Consider the following 19,227-nt stretch of genomic DNA (forward strand, 5'->3'; position numbering starts at 1 on the left):
CTTGTAAACAAATGTTTCTTTGATTATTTATTGCTTGACAGGTTGACGGTTAATTGCAGCATGGTTAAAATCTTTGTAACGATAACGGGCTAGCGCCTTTGTTTTCGTCAATGATTTATGGAGGAGTGACCTATGGATATGCCAGGTCAATTAACGTTAGAGCAGCAGTTTCAACTGCAGGTTTTAAAAGAGCAAGTGCGTAATCTTTCCCATGAGGATGCGCAAAACTATGTTTTAGAAGTTATGCGTCAAATGATGGTTAAAGATAATTTAGTAAAACACCTACTTAAAAATGCATAAGTCGCTATGGTAAAGCTCAGAAAGGTATCCCCTCGAAGCGCAACCTCGAGGGGATATCTTTAAAGGGCTTTAGTCCTATTAGGCAAGTGCTGAAAATTTGGGATGGATTAGCCAAACGAGTAATGTTTGCTAACTGTAGCGTTGATGCGCCAAGTGCAACTCATGCCGGCTGGAAAGATGACTAGGTCACCCTTACCCATAGAAATGGGAGCGCCTTCATCTGGTGTAACGACAACGTCTCCTTCTAAGAAGTAACAAGTTTCTGTCTCGTCATAATGCCATGGAAATTCTGATGCCTCTTTTTGCCAAACAGGCCAGGAAAAAACGCCCATTGCATCCAGTTCGGTTTTATCAGGCTGAGGATTAACTTGGATATTGCTCATGCTGTGTGCTGCTGACAGTTGATGCTTATTCACCAGCGCCCCACCATGCTAATGCGTAAGGTTGAGCGACTTCAGAAGTAACTTGTTTCTCATAAACGACTCTTAGTTTATATCGCCCGGTTTGGGGAATTTTATAAAAGATGTGCTCGAGGCTATCTACCTCACTGACTGAAGACCAAATGCTTTTGTCCATATCGTTCTCGTCAGCAGGCATCAAGTAGAGGTTTAAGTTATTCAGTTCCTGGCTGTTAAAGCTTTCTCCGATGTCATATAAGCCATTATCATTACTATCTGCCAGTGCAACCTGACGCTCCCATGTCAGAGTTGCAGCAAAGTAACTACCTTCCTTGAGCGGACTGTCAATCACGTAGTCTGTATAGATGCTTTCTTGACTAGTATCGTTGCCAGCAGCTAAGGGTAGGGAGTTGTAGTCCCAACCTACAATCGGTACATTCCCAGGGGGCCATTGACCGCCATTGAATTGTTCGTAAGCTCTGAAAGCATTTAATTGGCCAGTGCCCAGTTCTCCATGTAGAGGTACCTTTGGATCTCGATAAGCATCTGATGCGATCCAAGTCAGATTTGACTCATCCAGTAAGGTTTTTCCCATGCCTAGGTTTTGGCCATTCCCTTCATCCATTAATTTATCGGCAGCATTAAGCAATACAGCTTTCATTACCATGGGCTCACGGGTATCCAAGCTCCAGCTTGCTGTACGAATTTGTCGATCACCCCATTCTTGCAAGAGGGCAACAGTCGCTGCTACATGAGGGGCTGCGAAGCTGGAACCGCTACTAAGAATTTCCTGGCCGTTAGGGTTCAACATCCTAATGTCGTCTCCAGGGGCCACTAAATTAATCGAACGTCGGGGACCAACATTAGACTCTGGTGTCGGCGTTCCCCGAGGGCTAAATGTAGGCTCACTACCAGCATTAGCGTAGTCAATTTTGACAAAACGTCCGTCTACTTGAGTTGAGTAAGCGACATTGATGCCATTGAAGTTGTCGGTAGGAATTGGGATGCCACCGCCACCCTGATTACCAGCAATAACATATAGTGTTTTGTGGGTAATACTTGACCAGTCAATACACTGTGTCAGTAGAGCATTGCCATCAAGTGTGGCATTGGGGCGAGGATCGGTGGCTAAAGGTTCGCCGAAGCTGAAATTAATGGCCCGGACATCATCACTATTGCGCAGGGCAATATGCTGTGTAGTGATACATTCTTGAGGTTGGCCACTAATTTCGCCTTCCAGTGGTCCAATAGATGCGGAAAATAAAGTTGCATCGGGTGCTACACCGACTAATCGCTTGTCTCGACTAATCATGACACTGGCAACATGATTAGCATGATTGTCGACAAACTCATCTGCTGTGGCAGAACCATCAAGCTGTAAAACCTGGTTTACTGTGACGGGACTATTAGGAATCGCCAGCTTATCTAGTCCAAAAAGTCCAGGTCGTCCCCCCTCAACTTGACCAATTGCAATTTTTTTACCGGTTAGATTGTAAGGTGCCAAATGTAACCGGCGAGCATCGATACCATCTGCTCCCACTGATACTGAAAGGGCTAAAGCTGGCAAGCCACTGGCAAGGCCTGTAAATAGAAGCAGGGGAAGTAGAAGACGTTTAACCTCATTGCGATCGCTAGAGGAAGACCGGTCCAAAAGTTTCTGAAAAATTCCCATGAAGACTCCTGTAAATACACATTCGGATGATAAATAGCATCAGCTAAAGCAGTTTGTAACGATTTTGATACTAAGTTTTTGTTACGATAGTGACCATTATGGTGATTACAAGAGGCGGGTTCCCCATGACACAATCGAAAAAATCTGTTGTTATTTCCCCATCTATTCTATCGGCTGATTTTAGTCGCTTGGGCGATGAAATTCGTGCAGCAGATGAAGCTGGTGCAGATTGGATTCATGTAGACGTGATGGACGGTCGTTTTGTACCTAATATCACCATTGGCCCATTAATTGTCGAGGCTATTCGACCCATTACTACAAAGCCTCTTGATGTTCACCTGATGATTGTTGAGCCTGAGAAGTATATCGAAGGTTTTGCAAAAGCTGGAGCAGATATCATTTCTGTACATGCTGAGCATAATGCTTCACCTCATTTGCATAGCACTCTTAGCAGTATTCGAAATTTAGGTAAGCAAGCTGGTGTCGTGCTGAACCCGTCTACACCTTTGGACCTAATTGAGTATGTGTTAGAGCTATGTGATCTGGTCTTGATTATGAGTGTAAACCCTGGATTTGGGGGGCAAAAGTTTATTCCTGAGGTGTTACCTAAGATTCGTAAACTCCGTCAGATGTGTGATGAGCGTGGTTTGGACCCATGGATTGAGGTTGATGGTGGTTTGAAAGCCCATAATACTTGGCAAGTGTTGGAAGCGGGAGCAAATGCTATCGTAGCTGGTTCTGCTGTGTTTAAGGCTCCAGACTATGCTGAAGCGATTAACAGCATTCGTAACAGTAAGCGTCCGACTCCAGAACTGGCTGCAGTGTAGATCTAAAATGCAGTCTCTAAGAGGTGGTTCTTCTCCACAAGAGAAATTAAAGGTCTAAGTAAGATGTGATTGAAAAGTGTTGACGCTAGGTTCAATACTTTAGTTTCTAGCCTAGGCCGCAGTCGTGGCCTAGGCTTTAGATTATATTTATAGTTATGATGGGGCGTCCTGATAGGGGGATGACTACCTTATAAAGACCTGGTAAACCCTTTGCATTTGGGCTTAAAACGTTTCTAAGGGAAATCACGGATGGTTTCTGGTGAAACTAGCAAAGTTTTTGGGTGGTTTGGCAGATATTTTCCAGAGTTATGCTCAACACAATACTCTGAATGTCTTGTCAAAGCTTACGTACAGAGATAGATGAGAGGCATCTGCTGAGAATTCTCAGTAGATGCCCTGGTGCTTTTGTCGGTGATCGTGCTCAGTTTAAAGAATTGATGTGACGAGAGCATAATTACTCACGGGGTGACACCCTTTCCCTAATAATTGAAATACGGTATCTCACGGATGTGAGTCCGTAGCAGACCCTCTAGATTGGGTTATGTAAAACAACTGACTGTGTGTTTTATTTTATACCTGTTCTTGGTCGCTGGGGTGCGAAGCTGTCTCTCTGGATTTGTGGGTGAATCTTTTTATGGCTATTCAATCGGTGGAAGAAATGGTTGCCAAGATCTTTGCAACTCGCCGTATCACACGCGCTGATCAGAGCGTTTTGATGGCAATGTTTGCTGGCAACAATATTAGTGCTAACGACAAAATGTTAATCAATCAGATTTATGATGCCTTGAATCAAGGGCGTTTACGTGTGGTTGAGTAGTATTTGTCGTTTTGGCAGATGTCTTTGCTGCTTAAGATAGGGGGCTACTGCCCCCTACACCCTTCCTTGTTCAATAGGAAGCTATTCCTTTTGTAGAAGCTCTGAGAAGGCAAGATCTTCGGCAGCGAGTACAAAAATGGTTGGCGGCAGGTCTACGGTCTTTTGCTGTAAGGATGTGTAGTATTCTTCAAAACCGTCGTTTGGTGTTGCTAGTCCCATGAGGACTAGATCTGCTGTAGCAGATGATTTCCTAAGAATAGTGTCAAATGGACGACCTTCAGCAACGATGATATTGGATTGAGCCCCGATGCTTAATGTTTCGATGAGCTTATTTAGATTGGTTTGAGCAGCTTGCGCTGCAGCTTTGTTAGAGACAACAAGCTTTAAATAAATGTCTGCTGACCGCCATCGAATTCCCGTGCGTAACAGATAAGCCAAAATTAACATTAGTCCTCCGTTCGATTGCAATCCACCCCACCAAACATCAATACGTTGGGGAAACTGGGGCATGTGGCTAGGAGGATTTCTGAGGATGACGATATTTCGTTTTGCTTGGTGACACTTGCTTATGATTTGGCAATAACGTTCGCGCGCCTCTGGATCATTGGTTTCAGTGTCTCCTAAAAGGACAGTGTTCGGGATTAAAGGTCCAATGCCATAGGTGTCGATAAGTTGTTGCGCTCCAGTAGATGTATCTGTGGCTTCAATAAGCTTGACAAAAGCGTGAATGCCTCGCTTTTCCAGGTAATCACGGATAGTACCTCTGATCTTTTCCTGTTGATTTAAATTTCGAGCACCCGTTGGTAGGATACTGGCTAACGTAATTAATCCCCGATTGTGGGTGAAGTCTGTAGCGAGCTCAATCAAGTGCCAGCGTTTAGTGGGGGCTCCAGAGAGAACGAGTAAGTGAGGTCTCCAGTTTTTAGGATCGGCACTATCCGCGATGTTATTCAGGCCAGCGCGTACTAGCGATAACCAAATGCCTTGTCGAACATCTCCCCAAGTTGTCCGGATTTCACGTCGCTCTAACCACAGATAGATGGTCAGTACAATAACAGCGGCGGCCACCGTGGCCGCCGGGTTAATTAGGAACATGATGGCAATACAGCCTAATGCTCCAAGGATGGAAATATACCAAGGGATCCGGAATGTTGGCCGAAATGAAGGGCTTTGAAGAAATCCTTCGATGCCAGCAGCAACGTTAAGCACCATGTAGGTGGTTAGAAAAAACATGGTGAGTACAGGGGCAATGGCATCTAAATCCCCAATGCATACTACTGCCAAGACTACGCCCAGGGTAAACAACGTTCCCAGTCTGGGTTCGTCAGTGGGACCATGGCCGTTACCGAGCCAGCGCAGGCGTTTTGGTAAAATATTGTCCCGAGCTAAAGCTTGCAAAACTCGAGGTGCACCCAAAATGCTGCCCAGGGCACTGGATAGGGTAGCACCCCATACCCCTAGGAGGATGGCATCTCCCCAAAAGGCTATTTTGCGCATGATCAAGGGGTCGCTAATCAGGCTGGCAGCATCAGCACGGTTGCTTAATAATAGAGGGATGCACATATAAATTACATAGCCGACTCCCACAGCTGCCAGTGTGCCCATGGGAATAGACTTTTTGGGGTCTTTGAGATCGCCTGACATATTGACCCCAGACATAATGCCGGTTACTGCTGGAAAAAATACAGCTAATACGGCCCAAAAACTTGCATCACCTGGTTGTTCTGAGGTGGGTATATCGGTGGTTGGTACCGTGCTGCCAAAGACTAGACTGATTAGGGACAGTATGATGGCTGCCATAATCACATACTGAGCCTTAATTGCGATATCTGCTGATTTGAGAGCTAGGGCTGTAACTGCGATAGTAGTCACTAGAGCCATCACGGTAATTGTGATGGGTAGGTTAGGAAATGCACTATTTACGCTTTCTGCAAAACCAATGGTGTAGAGAGCGACTGAAAATGCCTGAGCGAAATAAAGAGGGATGCCCACGGCACCGCCAGTTTCAATGCCGAGGGAGCGGCTAATCATGTAGTATGCGCCGCCAGCTCTAACTACTTGATCGGTTGCGATCGCACTAATAGAAAGTCCTGTAATAAATGTAATTGCGGTTGAAATAGTAACAATCAGTAGAGTTTTGACTAATCCCATTTGGCCTACAACCCAGCCAAAACGGAGGTACATGATCACCCCCAAAATGGTCAAAATAGATGGGGTAAAGACACCACCGAAGGTGCCTAGGCCAGCAGAGCTAGAGTCAATAACTTTGGCAGACGATTCAGAGGAACGCGACGTCATGGGTGGGAAATCAGTAGATCACCTTAATTTAGCGGTCAATGGTACGGGTATGCCACCGAAATGAGAGGATGTCCAAACCGTATCAAAATGTTTTTATAATCCTCAACAATCCTGAGAAACGTGGCTTTTTAGGGTTGGTTTAGGTAACAAATGGCACTTCTGCACCTCAGCCTTATAAATACCTGAAATTAGAGAGAGGCACCTTAGAACTAAACCGGTTTTCGAGACCTATCTTTATGCTGGATTTTCAACATCAAGCTGGGTGGACTTAGTGTTGTTGGATTAAGCAGCAACGTTGGCAGCTCTATAAGCTAATGCTCTTAAGGTGGAACTAGCATGCCCTAGTCAGAGATAAGTCATATCACGAGCCAAGCAAGTGGCAATACTGACGCATTCCTAACCCAATGTTTGGGACCATATAGCTTGCTTGGTGCACATATTAATCACTTCACTAACTTACTTGTGCTGATTTGAGTGAATATGGTCGGCCAAGGTGGCATCAGAGGCATCTTAGAAATCACTTGGATGCTCTTATCACTAGTAGAGTGCCAACGGCAAGACCTAAGAAGGGAGGTAGCCATGCTGCGGCCACTGGGTTTAAGGTACCTACTTTGCCAAGCGCATCAGCAATAAAGCCTAAGAGATAATAGCCAAAAATAATGACGACACTGATGCCGAAGCTAGTTGCTTTGCCTGTACGTTGGGGGCGAATACCCACTGCAGCGCCAACAATCCCAAATACAATGCAGACAAATGGTAGCGCATACCGTTGGTATAAACGTAGCTCCCAAATGCGAATTCTCCGATCGTCTCCAGACTTGCGGACAATTTGATTAAGATGCTGCCTCGTTTCGGCAATGTTCATTTCATCATCGTCTTTGCCACGAGAAGCTAAATCTAAAGGAGTACGGGGTAGAGCCAGCTCTTGCTGCTCAAACTTTACAATATGACCGAAGGACCCATCTGGGGAAATCGCATAAATGGTGCCATTAAAGAAGGTCCAAACGTTGTCCGTAAAATTCCACGTGGCAGTCTCTGCACTGACTACCTGTTCTAGGCCAGCTTGGGAAAAATCGAGGATGGTTAAACCCTGCATTTCTTCCCCATTGAAGCGACGAGCGTAGAATAATCTTCCTAGTTCTTTCCCACTGCCATCAGCTGCCTTTTGGTACTCCTTATACAGGATATTGCGTTCCCGGAAGGGCGGCTTTTCGGAGTTGAAGGCTTGCTCCAACATTACTTTGGCTCGATAATTGGCGGCAGGAGTAATGACCTCATTAAATACAAAGGTCAGGCCTGTGATCAGAATACTCAGGGCTAGGGCTGGTGCTATAATCCGACGGACACTCACACCACAGCCACGCAATGCGGTCAGTTCGCTGTCACTAGAAAACCGACTGTAGGTCATCATGGTTGCTAGCAGTGTCGACATCGGAAATGCCAACACTACAAATTCAGGCATCTTTAAAACAAAAACCTGCATGGCCAAACCGACTTCCAGGCCTGATTCAGTGACTCTACGAATTAGATCGAATAGGGCCCCTACAGATACTAAAATTGACGAAAAGGCTCCTACACCAAAGAGAAAAGGTAATGTAAGCTCCTTAGCAATGTATCGATCCATGATCGAAATCGACAGAAATGGCCACCGAGGAAAACCTGAACTAGGAGCATTGGGTTGGGATGTGGTAGCCATAAACAGATGGTCACTATCGGTGGGGTGAGTGCAAAAGAAACCCAAGGAACAAGTTAACAGTCAAAGCTATCTTGCTCTTTAAGGTTTAGGGGGTAAATCACAGTTTAAAGTCGTCGCCTAGGTAGTGTTCACGTACCAGGGGATTATTGGCAAGGTCTTCAGCACTACCGTAGGCCAATATGCGACCATCGCTCATTATGTAAGCTCGATCAATAATACGCAGTGTCTCGCGAACATTATGATCGGTGATGAGAATTCCCATCTTGCGATCGCGAAGCTGAGACACAATATGCTGGATTTCAGAAACAGCGATGGGATCCACACCAGCAAAGGGTTCATCAAGAAATAGGAACGTTGGTCCTTCTTTGCCAGAAGCAATTGCACGAGCCAATTCCGTACGGCGACGCTCACCACCAGACACTTGAATGCCCAGAGTGTTAGCTACTTTTTCCAATCGAAATTCCCGCATTAATTTTGCTAAGCGCTCAGGCCGTTCTCGGCGGGGAACATGAGTTTGCTCCATCACCAGACGAATATTATCTTCGACTGTAAGGTTCCGAAAAATGCTAGCTTCCTGCGCCAGGTAGCCAATGCCTAAACGGGCTCGCTCATGGATTGAAAGGGCCGTGATTTCTCGTTCGTTTAAACGTACAATCCCCTGATCAGGGTGCTCTAACCCAGTGGCCATATAAAAGGTGGTTGTCTTACCAGCTCCATTAGGACCTAACAAACCAACAATTTCGCCCTGGGCTACTGTCAGACTCACACCACGAACAACTGTGCGCTTACCGTAAGCCTTATGAACATTTTCCAGGGCAAGTACAGTGCCTGTTTGGGTCAACCTATTCGATGATGGGGGATTAGCAGCGGGAGACAGCATTTATTCGTTAGTGGGGATAGCAAACTCAGGCAGTTCCTCAGGAAGTGCTGGGAGAGGTGTAGATGGTTCTTCGGGCTGAGGTGCCGCAGCAGGTTCTTCAGTCGGTTCAGGGAGAACATATATTGATTCCACCTGACTATTGTCGCTAGGCGTTGCCACAAAGCGTCCCTCATCGATTAAATAGGTAACAACTTCAGCCTGTAGAGTGTTAGCCTCCTGCTGTACAAATACATTACCCGTCAGGATGATGCGTCGCTCACGACTGTAATACTGCGCCTGAGCAGATGTCGCATAAATTGCCTCTTCAGGGTAGTCAATCTTGACGTTGCCGCGAGCAGTAATAATGCCCGTATTAGCATCAGCTTCTTGAACATCAGCCCGCAGCTTGATAGAGCCTCCGGATTGGGCCTGAGAAGGAGTAATCCAATAGTTAGCAGCCACTACGATGCCAAACACCACAGTGCTGGCAATCTGAAACGGTTTTGGAAAAGGGAAACGAAAAATGTGTTCTCGCATTACAACCATAGCTTGCCTTCTGCTATTGCCCATTCCTAATCTAAACGTTGATGACGTCACAGTTTATTAGTCTTAGCCCAGTTGCATGACTGGTTTCATAAGCTAGGTCTTAATTGTTGCTTATTTTGCCAAGCACACCTAATCCAATAGTTTATTTCATGCTGTCAATTACAAATTCCCTAAACATGGGGAACGACTTAGCTAGGGGTTCCTTCATAAATAAAGTGGGATGATTTTGTGCTCAGCATCACAGTTTTGTAATCTCAAGGGGAGGCCTCAAGTCATTATTTTCATGCCAGTTGAATTTTGGGTGTTACTAGTCTATCTTCACGGTCAAGCCCATGATTTTCTGTCGCTGGCTGTCTACTTAATAAACAGGCTAGCTTTTGGACTTCATTAGGCCCGGTTTCTTGTAAAACAGTGAGCCAATCTATTGCTTGGTCTACTAGATCAGTAACGTTAATGCCACCGTGGACCTCCCCGTAGGCATGCAATCGGTTACTGCCTTCTCCTAGTAAAATAGCGGCCCCTCTCCAGTTGCTGTTGGACAGATGGTAAAGCCCAACAGCTATTTGAAGAATGCCCTGATAGAACGCTCGATCGCTTGGACTGGCCTCCAGCCAAATGGCTTCTAGCGTATCGTGGCAGGCGTAGTAGTCTCCCTGATTAAATTGCTCAACTCCTACCCAAAATTCTGCAGGTTGATCATTAGTGCTTGAAGAGTTACCGGAACCAATCATGGGCAGACTACAGCAATCTTTAATCTATACAAACTTACAGATGTTATTCTCCACTTTGAGTGTGCGTTGTTTGGAGTGTCAAGTATGGTAGTGTCTTCTCCTGAGTCTCAACAGGCTAACTTTGGTACAGGTTGGCAGCCATTAGATTTGCCAACCACACCACTATTTGGAACTGATGGAATTCGTAGTCGAGCGGGGGAGCTCTTAACGGCTCCTTTAGCCTTACAAGTTGGATTTTGGGCAGGGCAAATTCTGCGTCAGCAGCAGCCAGGGGCGATCATTCTAGGGCAAGATTCCCGTAATTCTAGTCCAATGATTGCAGCAGCTTTAGCGGCAGGATTAACTTCAGCAGGTCTTGAAGTGTGGGATATGGGGTTATGTCCGACTGCTGCAGTGGCCTATATGGCAGGCGATATGGGTGTGTCTGGTGGCATTATGATCTCAGCAAGTCATAACCCGCCTGCAGACAATGGCATCAAGTTTTTTGGGGCAAATGGCACCAAGTTAGAAAAGGTGATACAGGCGAAGATTGAACAATCCCTACGTCAAGGGTCTTGTACTAGTGCTTTTAATCCTGGTAATCAATGGGGCAAAACCTATCAACGACCTGAACTTGTGAAACGCTATGTTGACTCTCTACATCAACCATTTTTAGGTCAGCGCTATTTGGGCGGTATGCGTATTGTTTTAGATTTAGCTTGGGGTGCAGCTGCTTGTGTAGCCCAGTCAGTATTTGAAGCGACCGGAGCAGAAGTGGTTGTAATGCACGGTCGTCCGGATGGCAATCGCATTAATGTTAACTGTGGGTCGACTCACCTGGAGCCCCTCAAAGCAGCTGTGAGTGAACATGGTGCTGACATCGGCTTTGCCTTTGATGGCGATGCTGATCGAGTCATGGCTGTAGATAGCCATGGTCGTGTTGTCAATGGTGACTACATCTTGTATTTCTGGGGGCAGACCTTGAGGCAGCAAGGACAGCTTCCTGACGATACTATTATTTCGACTGTGATGGCTAACCTTGGCTTTGAACATGCCTGGGAGCGGTTAGGTGGCAAATTGGTCCGTACTAAAGTGGGTGATCAATATGTACATGCAGAAATGGTTGCGCGCGGTGTCATGCTTGGCGGTGAGCAGTCTGGGCATATTCTCTGTCATCACTACAGTTTGACTGGGGATGGTATTCTTACTGCCCTGCATCTAGCTGATTGGCTGAAGCGAGCCGAATGCTGTTTGCCTGACTTAATTGATCAGAGTTTTGATCCGTATCCTCAACGATTGAAAAATGTTAAGGTCATCAGCCGTGAGAAACGTCGCCAATGGGCAGCGTGTGAGCCTGTACAACGGGCAATTGCTAAAGCTGAGGCTGCTATGGGTGATCAAGGTCGAGTTCTAGTCAGGGCATCGGGAACAGAGCCAGTGATTCGTGTAATGGTAGAAGCGGCTCATTCCGATCTTGTTGATCATTGGACTGATGCCTTAGCGGATGTTGTAGAGGTCAACTTAGCGGGTTAATCTGTACCCAATTGATTGAGAGAATTGCTTTTGTGTATTAATGGGGTAACTCTTTAAGGCGGGAAATAAATACAGCTTTCAGGTGTGTATAAATAAACACCTCAGTCAAAGACCAGAAAAAGAGCTCTGCAGCAATGCTCAGAGCCATGTATCGTACCCATGCAAAGTAAAGTTGGGAACGATGTCTCTTACTATACGAGAGCGCAGTCAAAAAGTCGCCGATTGTATCAAAACGAATGCAAAGCAAGGGATAGAGTCGATAGCAACCACCCTTGGCATCAGCAAAAGTAGTGTGCATCGTCATCATCAGGCCATTGCACGTCGCAACCAGCATCCGGAATCAGGTTTGTGGGAAACTGCGGCTGGGACTGCCTGGCTATTACGTCTGGTGGTGGGGGTGATCTATCACTTTGGCATTAAGCACGGGGTAGGAGCCGAGAGCCTATCGGAGTTCTTCAAAGCCGTTCACCTCGATACCCATGTGGGGAGTTCTGCGAGTGCGCTACGTCAACTCAAACACCGTCTCTATGAGGCCATAATGGCCTACGAAACGGCGCAAGCCGAGCAGTGCCAACCGGTCAACAAACCTGGCATCTGTCTCGGAGGGGATGAAACCTTTTTTGGCCTGCCGATTCTGGTGCTGGTGGAGTTAGCCAGTGGGTTCATTTTTACAGAAGTGGAATGTGAGAACCGCCGTTATGACACTTGGCTCAAACAGACTGAGACCTGGTGGCATCAGACCCAATGGCAGTGTCACTTTATGGTCAGTGATGGAGCTCGTGCCTTGGTCAAACTAGCGCTCTGCGGTCTGGGAACAGCCAGTGTGGCGGATCTATTCCATGCGATGCGGGCGCTCGGACGTCCTATCGGCAGTGCTCTGGGACGTCAACTCGCTCAGCTTGAAAAACAAGTAGACACCCTTCACCACCAATTAGGCCAAACAACAGACAAGGCCAAGCAACAGGTCTTGTCTTCGCAGCTAGAGTCCCTCTCTCACCAACACCAACAGCTTGAACAAGATCAACACATTTACCATCAGGCCTTGGCAGACATTAGCCAAGCGGTCCATCCCTTCACGCTCGACACGGCCCAATGGCAATTCTTCGACGGCTTAACCACACAACTGACCGTTCCCTTGAGCACCTTGAGCAAGTTGACTTGTCTCTATGGGGGCGATACGGCTCAAAAAGCGATTGCCACCTTTCAAGCTCAGATCCCCCATTTTGCCACGGGGATTCATGCCTGGTGGCAGTGGGTGATCCAGGCCTTAGCCACTGAAACTCAGGAGGTTGACCTCCAAAATTGGGTACTGACAGCCTTGTTGCCCTGGGTCTACTGGTTACAACAAGCTGATAAAACTCGACAGCCTCACCTCAAATCTCGCTATCAACAGGCCGCTAGCGATGCCTATGATCAGCTCATGGCCCAGACGATGACCCTACAGATGGATGCCCCTCAACACCAACACTGGGTGCAGTGGTGTCAGTGGATGTGTGCAAAGTATCAACGCACCTCCTCTGCTGTCGAAGGGCGCAATGGCTATTTGTCGCAGCGCCATCATGTCAACCGAGGCTTTTCTCATCAGTCGTTGAAGGTGCTTACCATTATTCACAATTTCGACCTGAAACGACCCGATGGCACCACCGCCGCACAACGACTCTTTAGACAGCCTTTTCCGGACCTATTTGAATGGATTCTCAGTACGATTGATGAGCTGCCAATGCCTAGACGGTCATATAAAGCACATCAGATACAACCGTTACACGCAGAACTTTTCCCGGCTTAAGTTGTTACCCTATTAATGCGGGAGCTTACGATTCGATCAAACTAGCGCTCGATATGGCTAAGCATGTCTGCCATATTGAGCGTCTGAGGTTGATCAATCATTTTTAGTGCTAAAAGATATTTTTTGTGGCTTGCGTCTAGCTGTGTCGGTATGACATCATAGATCCCCTGTGTCAATAATTGCTAGCTAGCACCATCAATCATGGCTAAAGGCGTTCGCATTATCATTACGTTAGAGTGCACGGAGTGTCGTAGTAACCCTAACAAGCGTTCTAAGGGGGTTTCCCGCTATACCACTCAAAAAAATCGCCGGAATACAACCGGTCGACTAGAGCTGAAAAAGTTTTGCACCCATTGCAACACTCACACTGTTCACAAAGAAATTAAGTAGAGATCATCATGGCCTATTTTCGCCGTCGGGTATCACCCATTAAGCCCGAGGAAAAGATCGACTATAAAGATGTTGATCTTTTGCGCAAGTTTATTACGGAGCGGGGCAAAATCTTGCCACGTCGAATTACAGGGTTGACTGCCAAGCAGCAGCGGGATTTAACTGTTGCTATCAAGCGTGCACGTATACTGGCACTGCTACCCTACGTTAACCGCGAAGGTTAGTGCTTGATGAGATGCTGGCCATTAAGTCAGCAGCATGTAGGTTCTTGGTTATCAGCAACTCGTATAGTCGGCTTTAGGTAAAGCGGGTTATATGTAAATTGTTGGACTACTGTAAAACCAACAGTGAAACCATACGGTAAGGATCTAGGTTGGTGGAAAAGGGAGCGCTGATCGAGTTTAAGGTGCAGGGAAACCCTCGATTGGGGGTGGCCGATCGCCCAGAAGGTAAGAAGAATTGGGTGGTGATTGATGGTAATGGCCAATCCCATGTCTTGCATCCTCGTCAGATCACCTACATCGTTGTTGAAAACGGTGATTATGAGCCTTCGGATATTGCTGCTTTTATGGCTGAAGCTGAGCCCAATATTGAGCCAGATAGCTTAGAAGTTGCCTGGGAATTTCTGCAAGAAGCTGGGGAGGCTACCGACCCGGCTTCTTTGGCTTTGTTATTGTTTTCAGAGCAATCACCGCCACTGCGTTATGCGGCTTACTGTCTGCTGAGTAGTGACAAAGTTTTTTTTAAGCGTAAAGGCGATCGCTATGAACCTCGTTCGGTGAAACAAGTTGATGAGGTTCGACATCAGCAGGCTCGTGAGGTCGCTCGGAAATTAGAGTGGGAAGGATTTTTATCTCGTTCAAAGCAAGCTCTTGGCATACGGCAGTCTGAGGGAGCTGATCAGCAAGATTCTTTGTCTTCTATAGAATGGGAAAAGACTGATAGACAGCGTCTAGATCTGTTAGAGCGCTATGCAACTTTGGGAGAAGATTGCTCACAAAAAGTAGCGGCACAAGAAATCTTAACGGCTCTTGACTACAAAACAGCAGCTGAAGATGCTTTTCAACTCTTGGTCGATTTGGGCCTGTGGAGCCCTCATGAAAACCTAGCGCTGCGGCGTAGTCAGATTCCTATCCAAATTCCCGATGAGGTTAGTGCTATGGTGCAGAAGCGTATTGATAATCCGCCACCTGATGCCGATGCTGACCGATTAGATTTAACTCATCTCAAGGTTTACACCATTGATGATGAAAGTACCCGTGAAATAGATGATGGTCTTAGCCTAGAGAGTGTTGGTGATGGACGTAAGCGGATTTGGGTGCACATTGCAGATCCTACTCGTTGGTTGCTGCCCGGAGATGATATTGATTTAGAAGCACGCCGTCGCTGTACAACTGTTTATTTGCCAACGGGGATGATTCCTATGTTCCCAGAGGCTTTAGCGACTGGTCCGATGAGCCTGCGTCAGGGGGAAATTTGCTGCGCCCTAAGTTTTGGCATTGTGCTGGATGAAGCCGGGGCTGTTGAAGAATATGCTATCAAGGCGAGTCGAATTAAGCCCACTTATCGACTTACCTATGACGATGTTGATGAGATGCTTGAGTTGGGACTCAAGGCTGAGCCTGAGTTGAATGAGATTGCTGAGTCTGCTAAGCGACGGCGACAGTGGCGTAAGTCTCAGGGGGCGATTTCCATCAATATGCCAGAGTCATCAATCAAAGTGATTGACGAAGAGATCACAATTGATGTGTTGGAAAACTCGCAGTCACGTCAAACTGTTGCAGAAATGATGATTTTGGCTGGTGAAGTGGCGGCTCGGTATGGTGAAGCCCATGCACTAGCTATTCCATTTCGTAGCCAACCTGAACCCGAGTTACCTTCTGATAATGAGCTATTGCAGTTACCTTCGGGCTGGGTGCGTGACTCTGCAATTCGTCGCTGTATGCCCCGCAGTGAGATGGGTATCAGTCCTGCTCGTCATGCAACTTTAGGGTTGGATTATTACAGTCAGGTAACATCACCCATTCGTCGCTATACGGATCTGTTGGTCCATTTTCAACTGAAAGCTCATTTGAGAGGAGAAACGTTGCCTTTCTCTCCCGCAGAAATGACAGAACTAACCCAGGGGGTATCCACTGCTGCCTATGAGGCGGTGACTGTAGAACGCCAGACTAAACGCTATTGGGCGTTGGAGTTCTTACGGCGTGAGGGCAAGCACGCATGGTCAGTCATGTTGTTGCGATGGCTGCGAGAACATGAAAGTCTTGGATTGGTCATCATTGAAGACCTGGGACTGGAGTTGGCGATGCGGTTTGAAAGCATGCCAGCTCTGGGGGAACGTTTTGATGTTCGGGTTGTCCATGCCAATCCACGACAGGACTTTATTCGGCTTGAAGTGGTGCCAGATGAAGTGTTGACAGGTGAAGCTGTGGCATGACGGTGCAACCTTTTCTGCATACCACTCCTGACGATGTGTTACTGGATACGGTTGAACAAAAGGTTCTGATTCCGTTAGATGATGGTCGTATACAGCAGTTTCGGTTGGTGCTACCCACTAGTATTGATGCCTTATTAGATCATCCGGCTACCTATAAAGCCTTTGCTCAAGATGAATACATGCCCTACTGGGCAGAGCTGTGGCCGTCGGCGCTGATGTTGGGCCAGGCACTTGGCCAGCATGTTTGGCCTGCTGATACTCGGGTTTTAGAGGTGGGTTGTGGGTTGGGATTATCCGGCCTAGTGGCGTTGGCGCTGGGTATGGAGGTAATCTTTACTGACTATGATGTCGCCGCCTTAGACTTTGCGGCTCGAAATGCTCGACTCAACGGATTTGAACAGTTTCATACGATGCCGTTGGACTGGCGCTGTCCGCCGGAAGGATTACGGGTTCCCTTGATGCTGGCTGCCGACGTTATCTACGAAGTGCGTAATATTAGTCCATTAATACGACTGATGAAAGTCGTTTTGGAGCCTGGGGGGGAGTGTTGGCTTTCTGATCCGGATCGTCCCCACAAGAAAGAGTTTCAATCAGCGTTGATGTCTAATGGATTTGAGTTTGAGGTGAGGCCGATGACGCTAGAACGACCCAATCAGCCGACTGTGCAGGGCACTGTGTATCGGATTTGGGACTCAGGAAAACGGACTGCTTAATGGATGGTTTAGTGAATGGTTGCGCCTTGCGATCGCAACCAGTCTTGATCACGTTTTAATAGCCCTATGGGTTGACAAAAATGAGTCCCTTGTACGGAGGTCTGCTGCCAGTTAATGTCTCGCAGATAACATTGACGGATGACAGCATGATCTAGGGTGGCATTTTGCAAGTTTGCCCCTGAGAGATTGCTTTCCGTCAGCGTTGCATGGACCATAACAGCCTGTTGTAAGTTGGCAGACGTCAGATTGGCATGGCTGAGATTGGCCCTGGTTAAATTAACCTGTTCAAGGGTTGCAGCTTCACCAGTAGCACCTATCAATGTGGCCTGATTAAGGTTAGACCGAGTTAACACCGCTTGGGTGAAATCAGCATGGTTCAAGTTTGCTTGTCGTAGGTCACATCCTTGAATCTGAGCCATATATAACTGCGCGTAACTACCGTCGATGCCGTAGAGTTCGGCCCCGTTAGCATTGACCTGCTTCATACAGGCCCGATGAAAATTGGCATTGATCAAGCTAGCCCTTCGCAACATGGTATGGCTCAAGTCGGCTTCGGTGAAATTAGCTTTGTAAAGTTCCGCTTCAGTAAGATTGGCACCCGCTAAATTAGCGTGGGATAAAGTTGCTTGTTCAAGGGTGGCGAACATTAAAACCGCGCCCAACAAATTAGCCCGTCTGAGACTCGTAGCGGTCAGGTTGGCAGATGTCAAAATAGCTCCGCTTAAGTTAACATCTGACATTTGCGCGTCGATCAGCTGTGTCCGCTCCAGATTTGCTCCACTTAAATCAGCCCGTGTAAAATCCACTCGCTCCAGATTTTCACAGCTTAAATCAGCCCCCCTTAATTTGACACCAGCTCTGCTCAATTGGCTTGCTGGGGGATAGTATCTAGGTATAACTAATTCAGTTGGAATTGCTACTGGGGTATCACCCCATCCATCGGCCATAGTGCCCGTTCATTTGAGGGATGCAGCCATCAGGCCACCGTTCTCTTTCAATTATTTAGATATCTAGCTAAAAGTAGATATCTAAATAATTTTGACCATATTTTATTGGTCTATGTCACTGAGACGGACGCCGTCTTTATGCAAAATTTTTACACGAATTTCAGGTTGATTTATGTCTTCACAAGGCTTTGCTGAAACCTTGTGAGCTTTATTCATTAGTATTCTTCTCTATTGCAAGTAGCTCTTTTAGGGCTAGCAATGTCTTGAGGCAGACCTGATTGAATTCACAAAAATCATATGTTTCATATTAAGGGTAGATTGATGGCGAATTGCTGAATACATATCTTTAGTTGAAGACATATTTCTACAGGAGCGATTGTGTCACCAGTCGGTTGCTGCGTCTATAGCTGTTGTGAGTTATGGCATTCAGCAAGTACTGAGGTTGTGCACTATGTGCCAAGCTGCCCTGACAAAATGCTGCGCTTTTCCTGATTGCCAAGGTGGTTTTCCATAGGTTTTGACTAGGGCGTCTGTGCTTTATAGGGCATCTAGCAGTCTCGATCCAGTTGTTGACCATCAGGCATGATGGTGCGACACAGGTGTGCTCCTTCCAGGTCTTCAATATGTATTTCTGCCCACCACAGTTCTGCTTCGCGTAAATCTGCATCCCACCACTGTGCTTCCCACAGTTCTGCGTTGCGTAGGTTGGCCCCTTGCAGATTGCTGCCTTGTAAATTGGCTCCTCGCAGATTGGCATGTTGTAAATCTACAGCTCTTAAGTCAGCTCCCTGAAGATTGGCTCCCCTAAGATTCGCCTGCTGTAGGTTGGCCATGCTGAGATTACAGTGACTTAAATCTGCATAGGGGAGTTCGATCTTAGCAAGGTTGGCATTAGAGGCTTCCAAGCCCTGAAGCGATAATCCATCCTGGTGTAAAGCTTCCAAGGCCTTATACCGGGCATAGCTGACCGACATTTTTGCCGAAGCCGCCATGTCAACCACTTGCCAAGCTTCGTAATGACGTTGCGCCCGACGTTCAGGTGCTCCTTTGATATAGAGAATTACGGCAATAACAGCGGCAATAGATTCGACGTCGCTGAGCAGAGTGCCGATCATGGTCCAATGCTGTTCCTCCAGTTTGAAGGGCAGCCCATCCTGAATTGTCGGGGTAGCTGCAAGAATTTTGAGGGCTAGCAATACAATAACTGCCAAGGATGCCACTACCCATGTCGGTATTGACTGCATCCAGCGTTCAATTGGGTGGGTTGGTCGAGTTGCTCTCCATTTCATAGGGTGATT

General features: G+C 47.0%; 18 protein-coding genes. 9 read left to right on the forward strand and 9 right to left on the reverse strand.

What is annotated here, in order from left to right:
* The first annotated feature begins 132 nt into the window (after window positions 1–132).
* Window positions 133–300: an NblA/ycf18 family protein gene (locus tag U2F10_RS23510; protein ID WP_006516719.1), complete on the forward strand. Its 168-nt coding sequence runs from the start codon at window positions 133–135 to the stop codon at window positions 298–300.
* A 107-nt stretch (window positions 301–407) separates the two neighbouring features.
* Here U2F10_RS23510 and U2F10_RS23515 read toward each other — a convergent pair whose 3' ends face one another.
* Window positions 408–683, reverse strand: a complete 276-nt coding sequence (locus U2F10_RS23515; protein WP_163671217.1) for a cupin domain-containing protein — start codon at window positions 681–683, stop codon at window positions 408–410.
* Window positions 684–708: 25 nt separating this feature from the next.
* Entirely contained in the window at window positions 709–2,370 is a 1,662-nt protein-coding gene (locus tag U2F10_RS23520; protein ID WP_250565224.1) for a S8 family serine peptidase, read from the reverse strand.
* A 125-nt stretch (window positions 2,371–2,495) separates the two neighbouring features.
* On the opposite strand from U2F10_RS23520, the gene rpe reads away from it, so the two are divergent.
* Together rpe and U2F10_RS23530 are read left to right on the forward strand one after the other, a co-directional pair.
* Entirely contained in the window at window positions 2,496–3,197 is a 702-nt protein-coding gene (rpe, locus tag U2F10_RS23525) for a ribulose-phosphate 3-epimerase (protein WP_163671218.1), read from the forward strand.
* Between the two features lie 634 nt (window positions 3,198–3,831).
* Complete coding sequence (locus tag U2F10_RS23530) at window positions 3,832–4,014, forward strand: hypothetical protein (protein WP_006516715.1); 183 nt, start codon at window positions 3,832–3,834, stop codon at window positions 4,012–4,014.
* Between the two features lie 81 nt (window positions 4,015–4,095).
* Here U2F10_RS23530 and U2F10_RS23535 read toward each other — a convergent pair whose 3' ends face one another.
* From U2F10_RS23535 to U2F10_RS23555, 5 genes are all read right to left on the reverse strand, one after another.
* On the reverse strand, window positions 4,096–6,312 hold the full coding sequence (locus tag U2F10_RS23535; protein WP_163696754.1) for an APC family permease: 2,217 nt from the start codon (window positions 6,310–6,312) through the stop codon (window positions 4,096–4,098).
* Between the two features lie 517 nt (window positions 6,313–6,829).
* Window positions 6,830–7,936, reverse strand: a complete 1,107-nt coding sequence (locus U2F10_RS23540; protein WP_250565480.1) for an LptF/LptG family permease — start codon at window positions 7,934–7,936, stop codon at window positions 6,830–6,832.
* Window positions 7,937–8,105: 169 nt separating this feature from the next.
* Window positions 8,106–8,888: an LPS export ABC transporter ATP-binding protein gene (lptB, locus tag U2F10_RS23545; RefSeq protein ID WP_250565225.1), complete on the reverse strand. Its 783-nt coding sequence runs from the start codon at window positions 8,886–8,888 to the stop codon at window positions 8,106–8,108.
* The gene (locus tag U2F10_RS23550; RefSeq protein WP_163671220.1) at window positions 8,889–9,413 is read right to left on the reverse strand and encodes an LptA/OstA family protein; all 525 of its coding nucleotides are present in this window, start codon (window positions 9,411–9,413) and stop codon (window positions 8,889–8,891) included. It abuts the gene before it with no gap.
* Window positions 9,414–9,694: 281 nt separating this feature from the next.
* Window positions 9,695–10,144, reverse strand: coding sequence for a DUF309 domain-containing protein (locus tag U2F10_RS23555; protein WP_163671221.1), 450 nt, complete (start codon window positions 10,142–10,144; stop codon window positions 9,695–9,697).
* Between the two features lie 84 nt (window positions 10,145–10,228).
* On the opposite strand from U2F10_RS23555, the gene glmM reads away from it, so the two are divergent.
* The 6 genes from glmM (at window position 10,229) to U2F10_RS23585 (ending at window position 16,982) form a co-directional block, all read left to right on the forward strand.
* On the forward strand, window positions 10,229–11,656 hold the full coding sequence (glmM, locus tag U2F10_RS23560; RefSeq protein ID WP_163671222.1) for a phosphoglucosamine mutase: 1,428 nt from the start codon (window positions 10,229–10,231) through the stop codon (window positions 11,654–11,656).
* 181 nt (window positions 11,657–11,837) lie between these two features.
* Window positions 11,838–13,442, forward strand: coding sequence for a DUF6399 domain-containing protein (locus U2F10_RS23565; RefSeq protein ID WP_499870936.1), 1,605 nt, complete (start codon window positions 11,838–11,840; stop codon window positions 13,440–13,442).
* 201 nt (window positions 13,443–13,643) lie between these two features.
* On the forward strand, window positions 13,644–13,832 hold the full coding sequence (gene rpmG / locus U2F10_RS23570; RefSeq protein ID WP_006516708.1) for a 50S ribosomal protein L33: 189 nt from the start codon (window positions 13,644–13,646) through the stop codon (window positions 13,830–13,832).
* A gap of 8 nt (window positions 13,833–13,840) precedes the next feature.
* Window positions 13,841–14,056, forward strand: coding sequence for a 30S ribosomal protein S18 (rpsR, locus tag U2F10_RS23575; protein WP_006516707.1), 216 nt, complete (start codon window positions 13,841–13,843; stop codon window positions 14,054–14,056).
* Window positions 14,057–14,208: 152 nt separating this feature from the next.
* Entirely contained in the window at window positions 14,209–16,269 is a 2,061-nt protein-coding gene (locus tag U2F10_RS23580; RefSeq protein ID WP_499060716.1) for a ribonuclease catalytic domain-containing protein, read from the forward strand.
* On the forward strand, window positions 16,266–16,982 hold the full coding sequence (locus U2F10_RS23585; RefSeq protein WP_499873411.1) for a class I SAM-dependent methyltransferase: 717 nt from the start codon (window positions 16,266–16,268) through the stop codon (window positions 16,980–16,982). Before U2F10_RS23580 ends, U2F10_RS23585 begins: the two co-directional genes overlap by 4 nt.
* A gap of 8 nt (window positions 16,983–16,990) precedes the next feature.
* Here the strand turns inward: U2F10_RS23585 and U2F10_RS23590 are convergent, their stop codons facing one another.
* Together U2F10_RS23590 and U2F10_RS23595 are read right to left on the reverse strand one after the other, a co-directional pair.
* Entirely contained in the window at window positions 16,991–17,929 is a 939-nt protein-coding gene (locus U2F10_RS23590) for a pentapeptide repeat-containing protein (RefSeq protein WP_250565859.1), read from the reverse strand.
* Window positions 17,930–18,477: 548 nt separating this feature from the next.
* The gene (locus U2F10_RS23595; RefSeq protein WP_163671226.1) at window positions 18,478–19,218 is read right to left on the reverse strand and encodes a pentapeptide repeat-containing protein; all 741 of its coding nucleotides are present in this window, start codon (window positions 19,216–19,218) and stop codon (window positions 18,478–18,480) included.
* Between the last annotated feature and the right edge of the window lie 9 nt (window positions 19,219–19,227).

Source organism: Leptothoe sp. EHU-05/26/07-4 (assembly GCF_043421015.1).
Taxonomy (GTDB): Bacteria; Cyanobacteriota; Cyanobacteriia; order Phormidesmidales; family Phormidesmidaceae; genus Leptothoe; species Leptothoe turfae.

What these genes read in the sequence shown, in the direction of transcription:
- U2F10_RS23510 (WP_006516719.1), top strand. Translation starts at nt 133, where the DNA reads ATGGATATGCCAGGTCAATTAACGTTAGAGCAGCAGTTTCAACTGCAG.
- U2F10_RS23515 (WP_163671217.1), bottom strand. Translation starts at nt 683, where the DNA reads ATGAGCAATATCCAAGTTAATCCTCAGCCTGATAAAACCGAACTGGAT.
- U2F10_RS23520 (WP_250565224.1), bottom strand. Translation starts at nt 2,370, where the DNA reads ATGGGAATTTTTCAGAAACTTTTGGACCGGTCTTCCTCTAGCGATCGC.
- rpe (WP_163671218.1), top strand. Translation starts at nt 2,496, where the DNA reads ATGACACAATCGAAAAAATCTGTTGTTATTTCCCCATCTATTCTATCG.
- U2F10_RS23530 (WP_006516715.1), top strand. Translation starts at nt 3,832, where the DNA reads ATGGCTATTCAATCGGTGGAAGAAATGGTTGCCAAGATCTTTGCAACT.
- U2F10_RS23535 (WP_163696754.1), bottom strand. Translation starts at nt 6,312, where the DNA reads ATGACGTCGCGTTCCTCTGAATCGTCTGCCAAAGTTATTGACTCTAGC.
- U2F10_RS23540 (WP_250565480.1), bottom strand. Translation starts at nt 7,936, where the DNA reads ATGGATCGATACATTGCTAAGGAGCTTACATTACCTTTTCTCTTTGGT.
- lptB (WP_250565225.1), bottom strand. Translation starts at nt 8,888, where the DNA reads ATGCTGTCTCCCGCTGCTAATCCCCCATCATCGAATAGGTTGACCCAA.
- U2F10_RS23550 (WP_163671220.1), bottom strand. Translation starts at nt 9,413, where the DNA reads ATGGTTGTAATGCGAGAACACATTTTTCGTTTCCCTTTTCCAAAACCG.
- U2F10_RS23555 (WP_163671221.1), bottom strand. Translation starts at nt 10,144, where the DNA reads ATGATTGGTTCCGGTAACTCTTCAAGCACTAATGATCAACCTGCAGAA.
- glmM (WP_163671222.1), top strand. Translation starts at nt 10,229, where the DNA reads ATGGTAGTGTCTTCTCCTGAGTCTCAACAGGCTAACTTTGGTACAGGT.
- U2F10_RS23565 (WP_499870936.1), top strand. Translation starts at nt 11,838, where the DNA reads ATGTCTCTTACTATACGAGAGCGCAGTCAAAAAGTCGCCGATTGTATC.
- rpmG (WP_006516708.1), top strand. Translation starts at nt 13,644, where the DNA reads ATGGCTAAAGGCGTTCGCATTATCATTACGTTAGAGTGCACGGAGTGT.
- rpsR (WP_006516707.1), top strand. Translation starts at nt 13,841, where the DNA reads ATGGCCTATTTTCGCCGTCGGGTATCACCCATTAAGCCCGAGGAAAAG.
- U2F10_RS23585 (WP_499873411.1), top strand. Translation starts at nt 16,266, where the DNA reads ATGACGGTGCAACCTTTTCTGCATACCACTCCTGACGATGTGTTACTG.
- U2F10_RS23590 (WP_250565859.1), bottom strand. Translation starts at nt 17,929, where the DNA reads ATGGCCGATGGATGGGGTGATACCCCAGTAGCAATTCCAACTGAATTA.
- U2F10_RS23595 (WP_163671226.1), bottom strand. Translation starts at nt 19,218, where the DNA reads ATGAAATGGAGAGCAACTCGACCAACCCACCCAATTGAACGCTGGATG.